The organism is Yersinia sp. LJYL362, from assembly GCF_048323875.1.
This window is the reverse complement of sequence record NZ_JBLWEX010000213.1, coordinates 1-16,757: the sequence shown is the minus strand read 5'-3', so window position 1 is coordinate 16,757 and position 16,757 is coordinate 1. Positions and strand designations below refer to the sequence as shown.

The window sequence follows — 16,757 nt, the reverse complement described above, 5'->3', positions numbered from 1 at the left end:
TGACCATCGACGCGGCGTGCAGATAGGAACTGACTGGGGTCGGGGCCTCCATCGCATCCGGCAACCAAATATGCAGTGGTAACTGGGCCGATTTCCCCCAGGCGGCAAACAGGATGCCTCCGAATACAATGACTTTGGTGGTGTGGTCCAGTTGCGCCAGTGCCGTTAAAGCAAAGGTACCGGTATTGACCAGTAGCACTGCTGCCGCCAAATACAAGCCGATGGCCGCCACATGGGTGACCAGCAAGGCTTTGAGCGCCGAGCGCAATGACTTCTGGCTCTGATAGTAGCCAATCAACCCCCACGAACAGCCACCAGTAATTTCAAAGAAAAACAACTGACCCAGTAGGGTGGATGATAAGACCAGCCCTGCCATAGCACCAATGAATACCAATAGCAGCGCATAGTAGCGGTTGGTGCCCTCGTGCGGGTGCTCACGATTACCTAATGTCAGATAGCCGGTGGAATAGATACTGACCAGCAAGCCGAGGAATACCACGGCGAAAGTAATCAAGGTGCTGATGCGGTCGATGGTCAGGCCGAACAGTGCCATATCACCGTAATGAATTAGATCAAAAGTGACATCCACCTTGCCGCCACTCAGATAGGCATAAGCCAGCAGAACGGTGCCGAGGGTGGCCAGCAGTGAGAAGAAGGTACAAGACCATTTCGCCCATTGCTGTGGCAAGCAGGCGGTGAGGATGGCACCGGCAAATGGGACCAAAATGGTCGCAAGGGCGATATTCATAAGAGCCAGGTTCTCCATGATGAGTTTATTAGCTCCTTAAAGACCGGTCAGATAGAAAACCAGAGACAAGGCGGCGACGCCAAACCCCAGCCAGGTAACACGGGAGGTCAACAGGAAGCGCCCACGGGCAATACTGTTTTCCACCATGGAGGCCAGCACAAACACCGCCACCAATTTGATAACACAGGCCACCAATGCCCACAGTAAGCCCGGCCCACTCAGTACCGCCAGCTTGCCAAAAGGGATAAATACGCCGAGGAAAAGCTGCGCCACTACCACCTGTTTCAGGCTAATGCCCCATTTGACCAAACCCAGTGAGGCACCGGAGTATTCGGTCAGCGGCCCTTCCTGTAGCTCTTGTTCCGCTTCGGCGACATCAAACGGGATTTTTCCCATCTCGATAAACACCGCGAAACCACAGGCCAACAGCGCCAGAGCCGTTGCGGTTGGTGACTGCCAGTGCCCTTGAGATAAGGTAGTACTGATGGTGCCGATATTGGTAGAGCCAGCAATCAGCCCGACCACCAAGAGTGAAAGGATTAAGGTCGGTTCGACCAACACCCCCAGCGTCAACTCGCGACTGGCCCCGATACCGGCGAAGATACTGCCGCTATCCAGGCCCGCCAGTGAGAAGAAGAAGCGGAACAGCGCGAACAGATACAGCAGAGTTATCAAATCGCCCGCCACGCCAAAGGGGGAGGCCAGCGTGAAAATAGGCAACGCCATGGCAATCAACAACATGCTGCCCAGCAGCACATAAGGCATCAGCCGGAAGATGATTCCAGCATTGGCCGGTGCCACATCTTGGCGTTTCAGTAATTTGGCGAGATCTCGATACTCTTGCAGGATGCCCGGCCCACGGCGCGAGTGCATGCGGGCTTTCACCATGCGCGAAATCCCCGCCATCAGCGGTGCCAGCGCCAGCATCACCAGCGCCTGCCCGATGGCAAAAGCAATCATAGAGACCGCAGGCATATCAGTAGTTGGCATTGCTCGTCTCCTTAAATAGCCGCAATAATCAGCAGGGTCACCAGTGCGGCGACCACATACAGACAGTAGAGGCGGAAATCACCCTGTTGCAGCCATTGAATGCGTTGGCTGAGCCATTGGATAGAACGGATAAGCGGGGCCACTATTTTGTCATCCCAGACAGGTTCCACTCGGCCCGCACCACTGACAGAATGTTCCAGCGCGCGCTGCATCATCGGGGCGGGATCGAGTGTTTTACGCAGTCGATAGAGCGGGGCAAACATGGCTCGCAGTGGTTGAGTAAAACCCCCGGCCGAGACTGTCATGGCCTGCTCATAGGCATAACCGCAAGCCCACGGGTCGCCACCATGGCGAAATGCCAGACGACTGCCTCTGTAGAAACTGGCGACCAGTAAAATCACCAGCGGCAAAATCAATAAACCCAAGAAGATATATAGAGTGGACAGCATGGCCTGAGAGCTATGTTGTGGGAATAACACCGCGCCTTGGGCGACCTGTAAAGATGGTACGGCTGGGGCGGTTATCAAGCTGGCGGCAATGCGGGCAATCACCGGTGCAACGTGAGTCGCGCCTATCCCTAACACCAAACACAGCAATGCCAATAACAGCATAGCGGCGGTCATCGGCCAGGGGACTTCTCGCGCCTGCGCGGCTTTTTCGGTGCGCGGCAGACCACAAAAGCTGATACCGTAAACTTTCACAAAACACATCGCCGCCAGCGCACCCGTGATGGCCAGCATCACGATGGCGATTGGCCCGGCGAGGCGAATAATAAAACCGCCGTCTTTGGTCATGGTAAACAGAGATTGGTAGGTGAACCATTCACTGACAAAACCATTGAATGGCGGCAGGGCTGAAATCGCCATACACCCCACCAGAAAGGCCAGCGCGGTATAAGGCATCATTCGGGCCAGCCCACCCATCTTTTCCATGTCTTTAGTGTGTAAGCGATAAATCACCGCACCGGCCCCTAGGAAAAGCAGCCCTTTGAAGACGGCGTGGTTAAGCAGGTGGTAGAGCGCACCCAGTAAACCCAGCGCGGCGAGTACCGGCTGATGGCTGGCAATACCAATCATACCGACACCGACCCCCATCAGGATGATGCCGATATTCTCAACCGTGTGATACGCCAGTAGCCGTTTGATGTCATGCTCTGCCAGCGCGTACAACACGCCGAGCACGGAGGACACCGCGCCAAAGCCCAACACCACCACGCCCCACCACAGTTGACTAGCGCCGAGTAAATCTATTCCCACTTTGATGATGCCGAAGATACCTATTTTCACCATGACGCCGGACATCAGGGCTGAAGCATGGGACGGGGCGGCAGGGTGCGCTCGTGGTAACCAGCCATGCAGTGGCAACATCCCAGCCTTGGCACCAAAACCGAAGAAAGCTAACAAGAAGATAACCGAGGCCATAATGGGTTGCGGATTAGCCTGCCGGAAGGCGGCAAACTCCAGGCTGCCGCTCAGGCGGTACAGCAGGAAGAACGCAATCATAATCAGCACGGAACCGGCGTGGGCAATCAGAAAATAGAGCAAGCCCGCGCTGATGGCATCGTCATCCTGATCGGAAATCACCAGGAAGTAAGACGCCAACGACATCATTTCGAAGAAAATAATAAAGTAGAAAGCGTTATCCACCACCACCAGCGCCACCATTGAGGCGATGAACAGGTTCATAAAGACCCCCATTCCCCACGCCCCGCGCCCCTTGTATTCCTGCACATAGGCCAATGAATAGAGAGCGGTTATCACCACCAACAGTGAGATGACCATCAGCATAAATGCGGCTAAGGGGTCAAGACGCAAGCTGAATGCCACGAACGGGAATGGCCCGGCGGTGGTGAAAGTGATAATTCCGCCGCCCAGCAAAGTGGGCGCTGCCGCAAACAGGCCGGCAATGCCACCCAACAATGACGCCAGCCCAGAGGCATAAATTGCCTGTGTTTCGCGCCGTGCTAGCAGCAGAGAAAGCAGTGCGCCAGCCAGATAAAGCAGTAAGGAGAGCCACAGTAGCTCAAGCGAATTCATCATCTTTTCTGCTCCTCGTGAGAGATAGCGGACGAGGTGTCTCCGGCCATAAAGGGCAGCTCGTTGGCAAACCCACGGGCGGCGGCCAGGCGCTTGGCGTGATTTGCCTGTTCAATGCTGTGCTCATCCACCAGCATCAAGGCGTTAGTCGGGCAGACCCGCACGCATTCCGGCCCTTGTGGTTGGAAGCTGCATAAGTCGCATTTCACCGCGACAGTGCGCACTCCGGCATTCCAGGCGAGGAACGGATTCATGTTGGTTGGGCTGAATGGCACATCAGATAGCAGGGTCATCGGAATGTATTCAGGGAAATTTTCTGGCACTGCCAAGGGTTTACTGCCAGCCGGTGTGATTGCGCCAAACGGGCAAGCGATACCGCAGAGCTTGCAGCCGATACAGGTGGTTTCATCCAATTCGACAGCGTTATTGGTCAGGGTTATGGCATTGACCGGGCAAACCCGCGCGCACCATGCATCTTCACAGTGACGACAGAGAATTGGTGCTGTAACTGTGGCATTACGCATCACGGTCAATCTGGGATGCTGTTGTAAACCCTTGGCTTTATGCACCTGGCTGCAAGCAGCCATGCAGGTATTGCATCCAATACAAAGCCTCGGTTCCGCAATCACAAAGCGGTTCATGGCCATACCCTCCGGGACAAAAATCTGGTGACAGTCAGGCGGTGAAAAATCATTTCCCAGCTCCAAAGCATATTCTGTGCCAGTACGGTGGGCGCTAAGGCAAAAGATCGGTGAAGCCGCGCCAGTAGGGCATTAAGCTGATTGCAGATAAAGGACAGAAATTTAAAAGGCAGTAAAAACAGGGAGATTGCGGCAGTGACGTGTCGACATTAGTGACGAAACCGCCGCCGTTTGATGACACTTCGACAGTGATTATTCATCTTATGAATTCATGGTGAGGAAGCTCTGGTAAATATCATTATTTATCATGTTATTAGATTAACTATCGTTTCAGTGACAAGTGCGACATGACTGGCACCGTCTTTGCATTGTTTTTGTCAGAGAAATTCATATTGGGAGAACCGTTATGCATGAGATTACCTTGTGCCAAAACGCGATTGCCATGATGGAACAGCAGGCGCGGCTGCATGGCGCGCAGAGAATTACCGGTGTGTGGCTGGAAACCGGTGCCTTTTCCTGTGTCGAGCCGCAGGCGTTGGAATTCTGTTTTGAGCTGGTGTGCCGTGGCACTTTGGCGGAGGGCTGTGTTTTGCATCTTAGCCAACAGCAATCACAAGTGTGGTGCCATGACTGCCAGCAACAGGTTAATTTGCTCAGCAATAAAGTGACCCGCTGCCCATTGTGTGCGGGCAGTCATTTGCGTATTGGGGCCGCTGATGACGGTGTGATGATTAAGCGGTTGGAGGTGGAATGAATTTACTTTTTTTATGCCGTGATACAACAGGAGTCGGGTGATGTGTATAGGAATTCCTGGGCAAATTGTCGCGCTAGATGATACTCAACCGGGCACGGCATGGGTGGATGTTTGTGGCGTGCGGCGCTCGGTCAATATTATGCTGGTGGCTGCTGATGAGCAGGCCAGTGCAGCATTAATCGGCCATTGGGTTTTGGTGCATGTGGGGTTCGCTATGAGTCGGCTGGATGAGGATGAAGCACTGGAAACGTTGCAGTTATTGCAAGAGATGGGGGAGGTGGAAAGTGATGTTGGGGCTTTTTTAGGGCAAAGGGGGTAATTGAAAGCGCTTTTGATTGAACTTAACATTAAAACAAAAGCGCATCCAAAATCATGGTGCAGGTGCAGGTGCAGGTGCAGGTGCAGGTGCAGGTTTTTTCGCTTTTTCTTCTGCCAGCCGGTGTTCCAGTTCAACCAGTTGCTCTGGGGATACGGCGGGGTAACCTTGAGCATCATCCGGTATCACGTGTACTGCCGGAATAGGGATTAATGGCCCCAGGAAGCGTGGCTCGCGTTTCATAATATAGAGATCTGACAGCGCGCCGAGGCGGGCAAAGATCTCACGTACCCGAACATTGAGCATATCTTTGGGGGACGGCACAGCAAAACACTGCGCTTGAATCCCCATATGCATCGCGATAAACAACGCCCGCTCGCAATGGAAACGCTGAGTAATGATAATAAAATCATTGGTATCAAATACTTTTCGAGTACGCACAATAGAATCTAGTGTGCGGAAACCTGCATAATCCAACACAATGTCAGAGGCGGGCACACCAGCGGCCATCAAATCGCGGCGCATGGTCATCGGCTCATTATAACTGTGTAGCGCATTGTCACCACTCAGCAGTAAGTAACTGACTTTTCCACTGTTATAGGCGTTTAGCGCCCCTTGGATGCGGTATTGATAAAACTGATTTATACCACCGGTTTTATAATACTTAGCCGTACCTAATACCACACCAACCTGCCGGTGCGGTAAGTCTTGTAGCTCATCGTAAATAAAAGGAGCGGTTTTCCAGCTGATCCAGCGATCGAGCGTAATAGCTGTCACCATCAGCAACCCTGCGATGATAATTAAGCTAATAATCAGGCGTTTCCACATTCTCTGGCCTTTGATGCATTCAACTCACTGGTGATATTGCAAGGCTACTGTACCCACCGATATCATGCCAATAGTTTCTTCTTATTATATTAATGATTGAGGGGGAACTGATGACAAGAGAGTGAGTCTATAACCGGCCTGAGCAGCAGCGCAGGCCGGATAATAACTAGAACGAGGTGCGTTTGTAGGTACGATACTGTGGCTGCCAATAGTTGCGCTCAATAGCTTTAGCCAGTGCTTCTTCAGAGGTGACAATAGCGACACCTTGCAACTGCGCAGCTTTCCCTACTTCCATCGCGATAGTTTTTGATACCGCCTGAATGTCGTCGATATTGGGCAGTAATGCTCCTTCGCCGTTTTGCGTCAGCGGTGAACACTCCGCCAATGCACGGCTGGCGGCCATCAGCATACCGTCAGTGACACGTTTGGCACCGGATGCCAGCACCCCCAAACCAATACCGGGGAAGATATAAGAGTTATTGCATTGTGCAATTGGATACAGTTTCTCTTTATAGCTGACCGGTGAGAAGGGGCTACCTGTTGCGACTAATGCTGCGCCATCTGTCCAGTTAATAATATCTTCTGGCCGTGCTTCTACCCGTGAAGTTGGGTTCGACAGTGGCATCACTATCGGGCGCGCACAGTGCTTGTGCATCTCGCGGATCAACTCTTCGGTAAATAACCCCGGCTGGCCAGAAACCCCAATCAGCACGGTAGGTTTGGCATTACGTACCACATCCTGCAGTGAGATTGAGTCACTGGTCAGATTCCAGCTTTGCAACGTATCGCTTTTTTGCACCAATTTACTTTGGAAATCTAACAGATTAGGCAGTTTGTCAGTCAACAGGCCGAAGCGATCGACCATAAAGATACGCGCTCGAGCTTGTGCTTCACTCAGACCTTCTGAAATCATCTGCGCAATGATTTGCTCAGCAATCCCACAACCGGCTGAACCTGCGCCGAGGAAGGTGACAGTTTGGTCGCGCAACTGGCTGCCAGCGGCATGGCTTGCTGCTATCAGGCTGCCCAATGTGACTGCCGCCGTGCCCTGAATATCATCATTGAAACAGCACAACTCATCGCGATAGCGGTTGAGCAGCGGCGTCGCATTGTTCTGCGCAAAATCTTCAAACTGCAACAACACATTCGGCCAGCGGCGTTTTACGGCCTGAATGAATTCATCGACAAATGCATAATATTCGTCGCCGGAAATGCGCGGGTGACGCCAGCCCATATATAGAGGGTCATTCAGACGCTGTGGGTTGTTGGTGCCCACATCCAATACCACGGGCAAGGTATATGCCGGGCTAATACCACCGCAGGCGGTATACAGTGACAGTTTCCCAATGGGAATGCCCATACCGCCAATACCTTGGTCGCCAAGGCCGAGAATGCGTTCGCCGTCAGTAACCACGATAACTTTCACATTTTGCTTGGTGGCATTTTGCAGCATGTCATCAATGTGTTCGCGATTTGGGTAAGAGATAAATAACCCGCGCGCGCGGCGATAGATGTCGGAGAAGTGTTCGCAAGCTTCGCCGACCGTTGGGGTGTAAATAATGGGCATCATCTCGCTAAGATGCGCTTCCAGTAGGCGGTAAAACAGGGTCTCATTAGTATCTTGAATATTACGCAGATAAATATGTTTATCGTCGTCGTTTTTGAAATCCTGATACTGACGATAAGCACGTTCAGCCTGTTCTTCGATGGTTTCAACCGCTTCTGGCAATAAGCCGTGTAAATTGAAGTGGCTGCGCTCATCATTGGTGAAGGCGCTACCTTTGTTCAATAAAGGGAATTCTAATAGGATCGGGCCAGCGTAGGGGATGTACAGGGGGCGTTTACTTTCGTATTCCAGTTCCATGAGTTTCACTCTTAAACGTTATCAAGTCGTTACCCTGATCCTAAAAGATAAGAAAAAAATGTACAGCTTTTGTTAGTTAAATATGTCGGCTATCGGTAAGTGTGGGCGGTGTCACATTAATGGGATAAGTCCATAGAAATGGCATATTGACTCGAAAACTTTGCACGTGCCCAAATGATTTAAACCGCCGTGTTGCCGCGCGCTGCCGCCAGATTATTGGCGATATGCCGACACTGTTTATATAAATGAAACTATAACGATTATTCAATAGCTCTTTTCTTTTGAAAGGAGAAATGCGATTTTTAGCTCGGGATTACAACAATAAGCATTAATTAAATTAAAAAAGTTTCATAAATAACAGTTAAATACTATTACGCTAAGATTATGTTTGATTATTTATATAAGTTAAATTCCTCACAAACCAAATGTTCACCCGGCAGTTTTAAAAATATAGATGAAAATAAAAATGGATAAATGCAGTGTTATTATTCTGTTATTCTTGGTATCAGGTTGCATAAGTTATACGGTACCCATTGAGAATCTATCTGGCCTCTCGAATGATGATTTGTGCATCGCTTTGGGTGAGCGTAACGACAATGGGCCGATGGTGATTAAAATCACCAAAGAGATTGAAAGTCGGGGGGATATTATTAACCCAGAACGGTGTTATGTCGCGTCTTCAATGGCAATACAAAAAAGTAAACAAGAGTTAATTGTCGCCCCATATCAACCGCCTATGTCACACAGTTGGCCAGAATCTCAGTATATTAACCCCCCACTAAGGGACGAGTTTTTATGACGTAATGGGGGGAGTCAGCCAACAGATAAGGTGCTGCTGGCCATTATCGGGGCTAGCCAGGTAACCCCGGTTTGGGTGCTATTTGTTTAAAATGTCACGCGTTTTATATCAGTACAACCGAGTGCAGCCAGTGTGGCTTGCGTTGCATTCCACTGGGTTAGCATTGGTTGACTGCCCTCAACCAGCACTGCGCGGCGAATAGCGCCACAATCTTTGCCAGCAAGGTTGGTCAGAATCAAGGCGGCTTGCAGCGGTGGCAAGCTTGGGTTAAAGGCGGCATTTTCAGCATAGCGCCCGGTATAAATAATGCCGTCGGCGGTTTCCAATGCCACACCACTGTGGGAGTTGCTGTATGGCGCATGGCTGTGGTTTGCACCAGCAAGTGCTGCCTGAGTCAGTTCATCAGTTTCAGCAATTTTATAACCGTGATCAACAGGGTCCATCAGCAGGGTGGTGATATCCAAATCTTTCGGGCCGAAAGAGTCTGGCAAATACTGCCCCAGTGTTGATGCAGGGCGGCCCGGTAGATGGATATGCAGGCCGGTTCCACTGTTCAATTCATTCATAAACTGGCGGCAATGGCCACACGGCGTGTAATTAACGGTAATAGACACCAAACTGGCCTCATTACGCAGCCACGCGTGGCTGACGGCACATTGTTCGGCGTGGATGGTTTGCTGCAATGGCGTGCCACTGAACTCCATATTGGCACCGAAATAGAGGTTACCACTAATACCGCGAGCAATGGCCCCGACATTAAATTTAGAGATAGGCGTCAAGGCACAAGCGGCAGCCAGGGGTAACAACGCAAATGCCAGCGCATCATCATCTAACCCACTGATGCTCTTTACCGTTTTCACTTGCTCAGCGGTCAGCAGTGCAGGGAAATCGTTTGCGCTCATGATAGGTTCAAGTGCGGGTTGCAGTGAGGCGGGCAACTTAGCCCAAGCGTCATGAAAACGTGCTTGCATAGGGTTCTCTCCAATAGTTACGGGAAACTATTTTAGGCAGCTTGGGGCTTTCTTGGTGTGACATAGATCCCGTTATATATGAAATTCATGCAAGTAAAATCTCAAATGAGAGATGTATCTCAAATTTATACTGCGATGTTAGCCAAATAAATGTAGCAGTACCGGAAACAAAAAGGGCGCTAGCAGTGAGGTGATAATCCCACAAATTACCAAGGCCAGTGAGCTGAATGCCCCTTCCTGAAAATCTAACTCAGCACAGCGAGCGGTACCCAAGGCGTGTGAAGCAGTTCCCATGGCTAACCCGCGCGAGGCTTTAGTCGTGATTTTTAATAGATTCAACAAGCTATGGCCAAAGACAGCCCCCAGAATCCCGACAAAAATAACGCACACTGCACTGATGGCCGGTAAACCATGGATGGATTCAGCCACCGCCATGGCAATAGGTGTGGTGACGGATTTTGGCAGTACCGAGGCGGCGATTTCAGGGGTTGCCCCCATCCACAGGGCCACCGCAGTGCCACTGACCATAGCGGTTATACTGCCGATAAAACAGATGCTAATGATTGATTTCCAGCGCGCGCGAATTTGATGCAATTGCTCATACAGCGGGAAAGCCAACGCCACTACAGCCGGCTGCAACAAATCATTCAGAACTTTGCTGCCCGCGAAATAGTTAGCATAGGGCATATGTGTCACTAACAACAAGGGAATGATAACCACCATGGATATCAGCAACGGGTTTAGCAAGGGCATTTTCAACCAGCGGGCCAAACGGCGTGCACTGAAGAACACAATGAGTGTCAGTGGTAGCGACCACCATAAGTGACTGATCATTTGTCCTCCTCGGTGTGAGTCGGAGAACCAATCACCTTGCGCTCACGATGGACATAATGCGAGCTGTAACCGACCACCAACATCACAATCAAGGTACTGACAAAGCAGGAAACCACGATCGGGCCGAACTGCTTAGTGAGCTGATCATAATATTGCATTACGCCAACACCGATCGGCACAAAGAGCAGCGCCATGTAGCGGATCAGCAGGTGACAACCGGGTTTCACCCATGTCGAAGGCAAAATTTGGGAGGCAAGCAGGGCAAACAGAATCAGCATACCGAGGATGCTACCGGGGATAGTGATGGGCAGCAGCAAGGCCACTGCCTTACCGGCCCATAAACACAGATAGATAATGGCGAAAGCCCGCAGATACTGCCAGCAAAGTGAAGTCACATTGCGCATAAAAAGAGTCCTGAGTGACGGAATTCATTCATCATACAATTAACTTTGGCACTGTGCTAGTCATCACACTATGAATAATATATTCGTCATTTTTCACATTTCAGGGGGCAGGCGGTTTGCTCTTCCTGCCGTTTAGCCAGTTGGTAGCCGCGATAGAAAAATACCAGCCCCAAAATCGCCGCCACAATCAACATGTAGAACATCATCTCCGGTGCGGCATAAGCCAACAGGAAGCCGCAGAGTACCGGATTCGCGGCCCCGCCTAGCTGACCGAGATTCTGTACACCATAGTAACTTCCTTTGAGATTCGCGGGGGCAATAAAATCGATAAACAGATATTCGACCGGGATAACAATAATTTCACCCAATGAGAAAATCGCCATCGCTAACATCCATATCGGGATTGACTGCTGTGCTGCCATAAACCCGAACAAGCCAATAATAAAGAACAGGGTACCCAGCATTAGCCAACGCATTAAGTTCTGTTGATTCATACGGCGGCTTAATAGGTATTGTAAGGTAATGACAATGGTCGCATTGACCGTCATCACGGCGCCAATGACTTGATAGGCAAATTTGGCATCAGAAACAGTAATCAGGTATTGAGATAAATAACCGGAGAATTGGCCAAAGACAATGGCACTGAGCATGCTCCCGACAGTGAAATAAATCAGCCGTTTGTCATGACGTAAAATACGAAATGTTTGGCGGAAATCTGGCACAGATTCAGTTTGTGTATGCTCTGCGACAGACATATCAGTGTTATCTATTCTGAATTTCAACGTGATGGCGACTAACAACGCCAGTATCCCCGAAATAATAAAAGGTACCTGTGGCCCCATACTGACGACTAAAACACCGAGCCCCGGCCCAATCGCCCAGCCGACATTGACTAAGGTGTAGTTGGCCGAAAAGGCTTTGATTCGCTCATTGACTGGCAGCCAGTCGGCAAAACAGGCCTTAATGGCGATAGCGTAGACCGAATACGCCGAATGTAACAATGCCAGAATCAGGATAATCCAGGCCGGATGTTCAACCCACGGCAAGGTAAAAAAGGTCACCGAGAACAGTGTGACAGCGAGCAGAATCAACTGCTTTTTGTTGAATTTATCCACCAGATAGCCGCCGTACAAACTGGTGAAGATACCTAAGGTTAAACTCGCCCCGAGTACCAGCCCAACCTTATCGGGAGCCAACTGAAAATGCTCGGCCAGATAGATGGTGATAAAGGGGAGTGTGACGGCTCGCCCAATGGTCAAGACCAGTGAGGCAATCAGCAGATTAGTGACTCGCGATGGAAATCCTTTCATGGCATTTTCTTACTTATAATTATTTTGGGTAATGAACTGTTTCTATGCGGTTTTTTCAATCAAAAGAATGACTCGAACAGCATTACGACAGAGCGGCTCAGCCAATAACAGTAGACTATTGCAGGAACGAAAGAGAGAGGGGGGAAGAAAAATTTTTGCCAATGGCAGGTCGATTGGAATCGACCTGCCATTAATAGACTTTTAACCTAAGTATTCGATGATTGATAACCCACCATTATAATCGGTGCTGTAGATAATCCCTTGAGCATCAACAAACACATCACACGACTGAATAACTTGCGGACGTCCAGGCCGTTTATCCATCATTTTATCCGGTGCAGCGGGCACCAGAGCGCCTGTTTCTTTCGGTTGATAAGGGTTACTGATGTCATAAGCCCGGACACCTGCATTCTGATAAGTTGCAAAAATTAGCGATGAACTGATAAAACTGCCCGGCCGATTTTCATGCAGATTATGTGGGCCAAAATGTGCGCCTTTTTTTACATAATCTCGCTCATTAGGCACGGGAAATGTCGAGATACTTATCGGGTTCGTTGGTTCGCGAATATCGAATACCCAAATATGTTTCTCGCCATCCTCTTGGTTATCCAGTACCGCTTCATCCAGCACCACCAATAAGTTGCGATCGGGCAGGGGAAGTGCAGTATGAGTCCCGCCACCAAAAGGGGGGCTCCAGTTACGATGACTGATCAGTTTTGGCTCAGTGCGGTCGCTGACATCTAATAGCGTCAGGCCACCATCACGCCAACTGCCGTAAGCAGTATCACCACAGACAATGGCATGGTGCAGTGCATAACGTTGACCTTCAGGCCAGCTCGCTTGTTCACCCGCAGCGGTATGCATACCGGGTAACGCATAACGCCCTGCAACCTGTGGTTTTTGCGGGTCAGCCAAGTCAATAGTCAGGAAGATATAATCACTGTAGCCATCTAACAGCGCAGAAACATAGGCCCACCGCCCACCGACATACCAGATGCGGTGGATACCGATGCCATCAAGTGGCAGGAAACTGACCTCGCGGGGCTTGTCCGGTGTCGAAATATCAAAAATACGTAAACCGGCACTCCAACTACGGCCTTCTTGCCGGGTACTGACCGTTTGGGCTACAGAGCGGGTGTAATACACTTTCTCTTCGGCAAAACTGGCGTCAGCAAACAGGTCACGCGCATTAATCACCAGTAGCAGGTCATCATGAGCTTGTAAGTGCACATTCCACGTATTGGGGGGCGCGGCGATAAAACCCGCGGGACGTGGGTTTTTGGCATCTCGTACATCAATAATTGAAACGCCCTGTGACACCATATGGCCGACATAGGCGAAACCACGATGCACCATGACCTGCACGCCATCGGGTTTCCCACCCTGATCACTGTGTCCAATCAGCCGCATATTGCGGCTGTATTCTGGTGTCGGCAAGACTCCTTGCGCTGCCATTTATTTTACTCCAAATCAATTAGTTGCCTGGGTCTTTAATGTCACATTATTGACCGTTTTTGGCAGCAAGGGTAGCAAACCACGGTGAGTTGAAGTCATCTGACTGGCCCCAGCCAGGAATGATTTTACTCAAACCGGAGACGTTAACTGGGCCAGGTTGGCTCGCCAGCAGGGCTTGTGGAATAGAGGCTGCACGGAATTCATAACTGGCAGGGGTCTCTTCACCGGCAATTTTCTTGGCAACCAGACGTAAGTTAACGGCACCAATGAGCTTAGGATCGACCGCAACGCTGACTTTCCATGGGCTATTCGCTTCGCGCATCAGTTGCAAATCCTGATTCGAGATATCAATGCTGTACAGTTTTATCTCGGTACGGCCATTTTCCTGCAAGGCTTTATAAGCACCTTGAGTAAAGGCATCCCAAGTTCCCCAAATTGCATCGATTTTGCCTTTCGGATATTTCGCCAATACCGCACCGACTTTATTTGCGGTATCACCTTGAACATCGGATGAAACAGCACCGATAGATTCCAGTTCAACAATCCCTGGGTTTTGTTTCAACAGGGCTTGATAAGCGGCCTGGCGACGTTCCATTGGTGGGAAACCGGCGACCCAGAGCTTGATAATATTGGCTTTACCGTTGAAGTCCTTGACCAGCTGACCGAAAGATTCATTGGTCAGGGAGGCATCATCTTGTTGAGTAACGGTCAGACCGGGGATTTCACCCTGAATGGCGGTATCAAATACAGACACGGCAATGCCGTTTGCCGCAATGCGTTTTACCAGTTCAGTCGAGTAGGGATCACGGCCCTGGGAAAGAATAATCCCGTCGTATTTCTGGCTGATAGCCTGATTAACAAAGTCCTGAAAACGCGCGTCATCACCGTTGCTTAAAAAAGTATCAACTTTGAAACCCAGTTTTTTACCTTCTTTCAATACACCAGACAGGAATTGAGTGGTGTTGTCGTCGGAACCTAAATTACGGATCACCGCAATTTTAATTTGCCCTTGATGCTTGGCAATCGCATCAGGAATCGGGGCTACCGTGGCGGTGTCCGCAGCGAAGACTGGCAGTGCCGTCAGCAGGCTCAAGGCCAGTAATGGGGAAGCAATTTTTTTCATCCGGAACTCCGTCATGGTGTTGATAAGTTGTGCAATGTGTACGGTGCAATCATTGTTATAGCTATCTTTGTGTCTAGACGTCTATCTGTCTCTGTACTGCATCATAACCATAACTATTTTGATAAGGAATTAACTTTGTTATGAATTTTTGGATTACGTTATATCTTTTAGTTTGGATAGCTCAAATAATCAGCAAAGTGTAACAAGAGGGAGGTGAGTATCATGAGTGCAAATAGAGCTAATAACCTTTTGCTCTTAGTGGTTTTGTCTCGGAGGAACTTTATAACCATATTTTTATTGAGACAAATATCAACAATAATATTTATTTCGCTGCTTACTCAGTCCTGATATTCTAAATAGAGTTGAGTCATAAAAATAAAATAATAGAGTCTAGCTACCATAACAAAAATGAATTTTCACCATTTTAAGTTTAATGATATTTAAAGGATTAAAATCACCATGGTTAAAATTAGCAGCCTATATAAATTCAGAAAGAATAGTACTGATATGGTTTACCTGAATTTGGATTATTGTATCAATAATGGCACTGTTGATAACCCCACATATCGTTATATGTCTCGCAGCGAGTGCCTGTTTTTATTTGTTCGCTACGCGCTGGCACTGATGACAATTATGTTTCTGGTCATTATCTTATTTCCAGACTTGATTGATAATATCCTGGATTTTTCTGTTTCATCTTTTCTGGCAGTACTTTCATTGGTGCTTTTGTTACCTTGTTCATACCGTTTGGCTAGCCAAAGGTTAAGCCCATATTTATTAATGTTTCACCTTCTTCCATTTGTTTTTTATTTCTCGCACAGCTTAATAGCATTATGTTTATCGGGTTTATTTTTTCTTTATTTTATTGCTATAAATATTTATGACATAAAACCACCGGTATGTGACCGTAGAAAACAGCTGGCTACAGCTTTACCTAATGAGTATCCATTTGGGGTGGCGCTGGTTTGTTTTGGCTTATTATACATGAGCTTCTTTCTGATTTTTGAATTCGATGATGCCATTATTTCTCTGATGGTGTTGTCATGGATTTTCTTTTTACTGGCCAAATGGCATTGGCCGGTTGTGGTATTAAATATAGTGGGCGCTATCGGGGTATTCTGGTTTTTCTCATCAGGTTTCGTGGAAGTAAAGCATCATCAGAATATTATTATCAATGCACTCATTAAAGTTTCCTTACTGGATAATATTTTATTCCTGATCTTCTCGCTAAGTTTATTTATTAATATGCTGTTTTGGTTAGAGGCTCGGCAACGAGACAGGCAGCCTATAGTTAAAAGTGAGTAAAAATCTTTTTTAGCTCAAATAGGCAATAAAAAAGCCGGTCAGTTCATACCTTATGACCGGCTTTTTTACGTGTTATAGCATGATTACTTCACTTGCATGCCTGGTTGGGCACCACTGTCCGGGCTGAGCAGGAAGATATCTTTGCCGCCAGGGCCTGCGGCCATCACCATGCCTTCTGAAACACCGAAGCGCATTTTGCGCGGCGCCAGGTTTGCTACCATGACGGTGAGTCGACCTTCCAATACTTTAGGGTCAGGGTAAGCTGAGCGGATACCAGAGAAGACCTGACGGGTTTCACCGCCGAGATCCAATTTCAGTTTTAATAGTTTATCTGAGCCTTCGACAAAATCTGCTTGTTGAATCAGCGCGATGCGCATAT

Annotated in this window: 17 protein-coding genes; 4 read left to right on the top strand and 13 right to left on the bottom strand. The window is 49.0% G+C overall.

Translation table 11 applies throughout. From position 1 onward, the window contains the following. The 4 genes from ACNSO8_RS11410 to ACNSO8_RS11395 all read right to left on the bottom strand — a co-directional run. Nucleotides 1–748: proton-conducting transporter membrane subunit (locus ACNSO8_RS11410; protein WP_418394693.1), on the bottom strand; the 748-nt coding region annotated here is incomplete at its 3' end. Nucleotides 749–784: 36 nt separating this feature from the next. After that, nucleotides 785–1,738, bottom strand: coding sequence for a respiratory chain complex I subunit 1 family protein (locus ACNSO8_RS11405; RefSeq protein WP_418394692.1), 954 nt, complete (start codon nucleotides 1,736–1,738; stop codon nucleotides 785–787). Nucleotides 1,739–1,749: 11 nt separating this feature from the next. After that, on the bottom strand, nucleotides 1,750–3,777 hold the full coding sequence (hyfB, locus tag ACNSO8_RS11400) for a hydrogenase 4 subunit B (protein ID WP_418394691.1): 2,028 nt from the start codon (nucleotides 3,775–3,777) through the stop codon (nucleotides 1,750–1,752). Next, complete coding sequence (locus ACNSO8_RS11395) at nucleotides 3,774–4,415, bottom strand: 4Fe-4S dicluster domain-containing protein (protein ID WP_418394690.1); 642 nt, start codon at nucleotides 4,413–4,415, stop codon at nucleotides 3,774–3,776. Before ACNSO8_RS11395 ends, hyfB begins: the two co-directional genes overlap by 4 nt. 406 nt (nucleotides 4,416–4,821) lie before the next feature. Here ACNSO8_RS11395 and hypA point away from each other — a divergent pair, with 406 nt between their 5' ends. After that, nucleotides 4,822–5,169, top strand: coding sequence for a hydrogenase maturation nickel metallochaperone HypA (hypA, locus tag ACNSO8_RS11390; RefSeq protein WP_418394689.1), 348 nt, complete (start codon nucleotides 4,822–4,824; stop codon nucleotides 5,167–5,169). A gap of 40 nt (nucleotides 5,170–5,209) precedes the next feature. After that, nucleotides 5,210–5,488, top strand: a complete 279-nt coding sequence (locus tag ACNSO8_RS11385) for a HypC/HybG/HupF family hydrogenase formation chaperone (protein WP_418394688.1) — start codon at nucleotides 5,210–5,212, stop codon at nucleotides 5,486–5,488. A gap of 51 nt (nucleotides 5,489–5,539) precedes the next feature. On the opposite strand, the gene sanA is transcribed toward ACNSO8_RS11385, so the two are convergent. Together sanA and ACNSO8_RS11375 are read right to left on the bottom strand one after the other, a co-directional pair. Further along, the gene (sanA, locus tag ACNSO8_RS11380; RefSeq protein ID WP_418394687.1) at nucleotides 5,540–6,313 is read right to left on the bottom strand and encodes an outer membrane permeability protein SanA; all 774 of its coding nucleotides are present in this window, start codon (nucleotides 6,311–6,313) and stop codon (nucleotides 5,540–5,542) included. A 166-nt stretch (nucleotides 6,314–6,479) separates the two neighbouring features. Beyond that, complete coding sequence (locus tag ACNSO8_RS11375; RefSeq protein WP_418394686.1) at nucleotides 6,480–8,177, bottom strand: NAD-dependent malic enzyme; 1,698 nt, start codon at nucleotides 8,175–8,177, stop codon at nucleotides 6,480–6,482. Between the two features lie 466 nt (nucleotides 8,178–8,643). Here ACNSO8_RS11375 and ACNSO8_RS11370 point away from each other — a divergent pair, with 466 nt between their 5' ends. Next, on the top strand, nucleotides 8,644–8,976 hold the full coding sequence (locus tag ACNSO8_RS11370) for a hypothetical protein (protein WP_418394685.1): 333 nt from the start codon (nucleotides 8,644–8,646) through the stop codon (nucleotides 8,974–8,976). 86 nt (nucleotides 8,977–9,062) lie between these two features. On the opposite strand, the gene cdd is transcribed toward ACNSO8_RS11370, so the two are convergent. The 6 genes from cdd to ACNSO8_RS11340 form a co-directional block, all read right to left on the bottom strand. After that, entirely contained in the window at nucleotides 9,063–9,947 is an 885-nt protein-coding gene (gene cdd, locus ACNSO8_RS11365; protein WP_418394684.1) for a cytidine deaminase, read from the bottom strand. A 138-nt stretch (nucleotides 9,948–10,085) separates the two neighbouring features. Continuing rightward, nucleotides 10,086–10,781 (bottom strand): CidB/LrgB family autolysis modulator, encoded by a 696-nt coding sequence (locus ACNSO8_RS11360; protein ID WP_418394683.1) that lies wholly within the window; start codon nucleotides 10,779–10,781, stop codon nucleotides 10,086–10,088. After that, the gene (locus ACNSO8_RS11355; protein ID WP_418394682.1) at nucleotides 10,778–11,185 is read right to left on the bottom strand and encodes a CidA/LrgA family protein; all 408 of its coding nucleotides are present in this window, start codon (nucleotides 11,183–11,185) and stop codon (nucleotides 10,778–10,780) included. Before ACNSO8_RS11355 ends, ACNSO8_RS11360 begins: the two co-directional genes overlap by 4 nt. 86 nt (nucleotides 11,186–11,271) lie before the next feature. Next, complete coding sequence (locus tag ACNSO8_RS11350; protein ID WP_418394681.1) at nucleotides 11,272–12,495, bottom strand: MFS transporter; 1,224 nt, start codon at nucleotides 12,493–12,495, stop codon at nucleotides 11,272–11,274. A gap of 201 nt (nucleotides 12,496–12,696) precedes the next feature. Then, a complete protein-coding gene (locus ACNSO8_RS11345; protein WP_418394680.1) occupies nucleotides 12,697–13,950 on the bottom strand; it encodes an LVIVD repeat-containing protein in 1,254 nt (417 codons plus the stop codon). A 46-nt stretch (nucleotides 13,951–13,996) separates the two neighbouring features. Continuing rightward, a complete protein-coding gene (locus ACNSO8_RS11340) occupies nucleotides 13,997–15,073 on the bottom strand; it encodes a sugar ABC transporter substrate-binding protein (RefSeq protein ID WP_418394679.1) in 1,077 nt (358 codons plus the stop codon). Between the two features lie 459 nt (nucleotides 15,074–15,532). Between ACNSO8_RS11340 and ACNSO8_RS11335 the strand changes: the two genes are divergently transcribed. After that, a complete protein-coding gene (locus tag ACNSO8_RS11335) occupies nucleotides 15,533–16,378 on the top strand; it encodes a hypothetical protein (protein ID WP_418394678.1) in 846 nt (281 codons plus the stop codon). A gap of 83 nt (nucleotides 16,379–16,461) precedes the next feature. On the opposite strand, the gene metG is transcribed toward ACNSO8_RS11335, so the two are convergent. After that, nucleotides 16,462–16,757, bottom strand: a 296-nt coding sequence (metG, locus tag ACNSO8_RS11330) for a methionine--tRNA ligase subunit beta (protein WP_418394677.1), incomplete at its 5' end; no start/stop codon positions are given.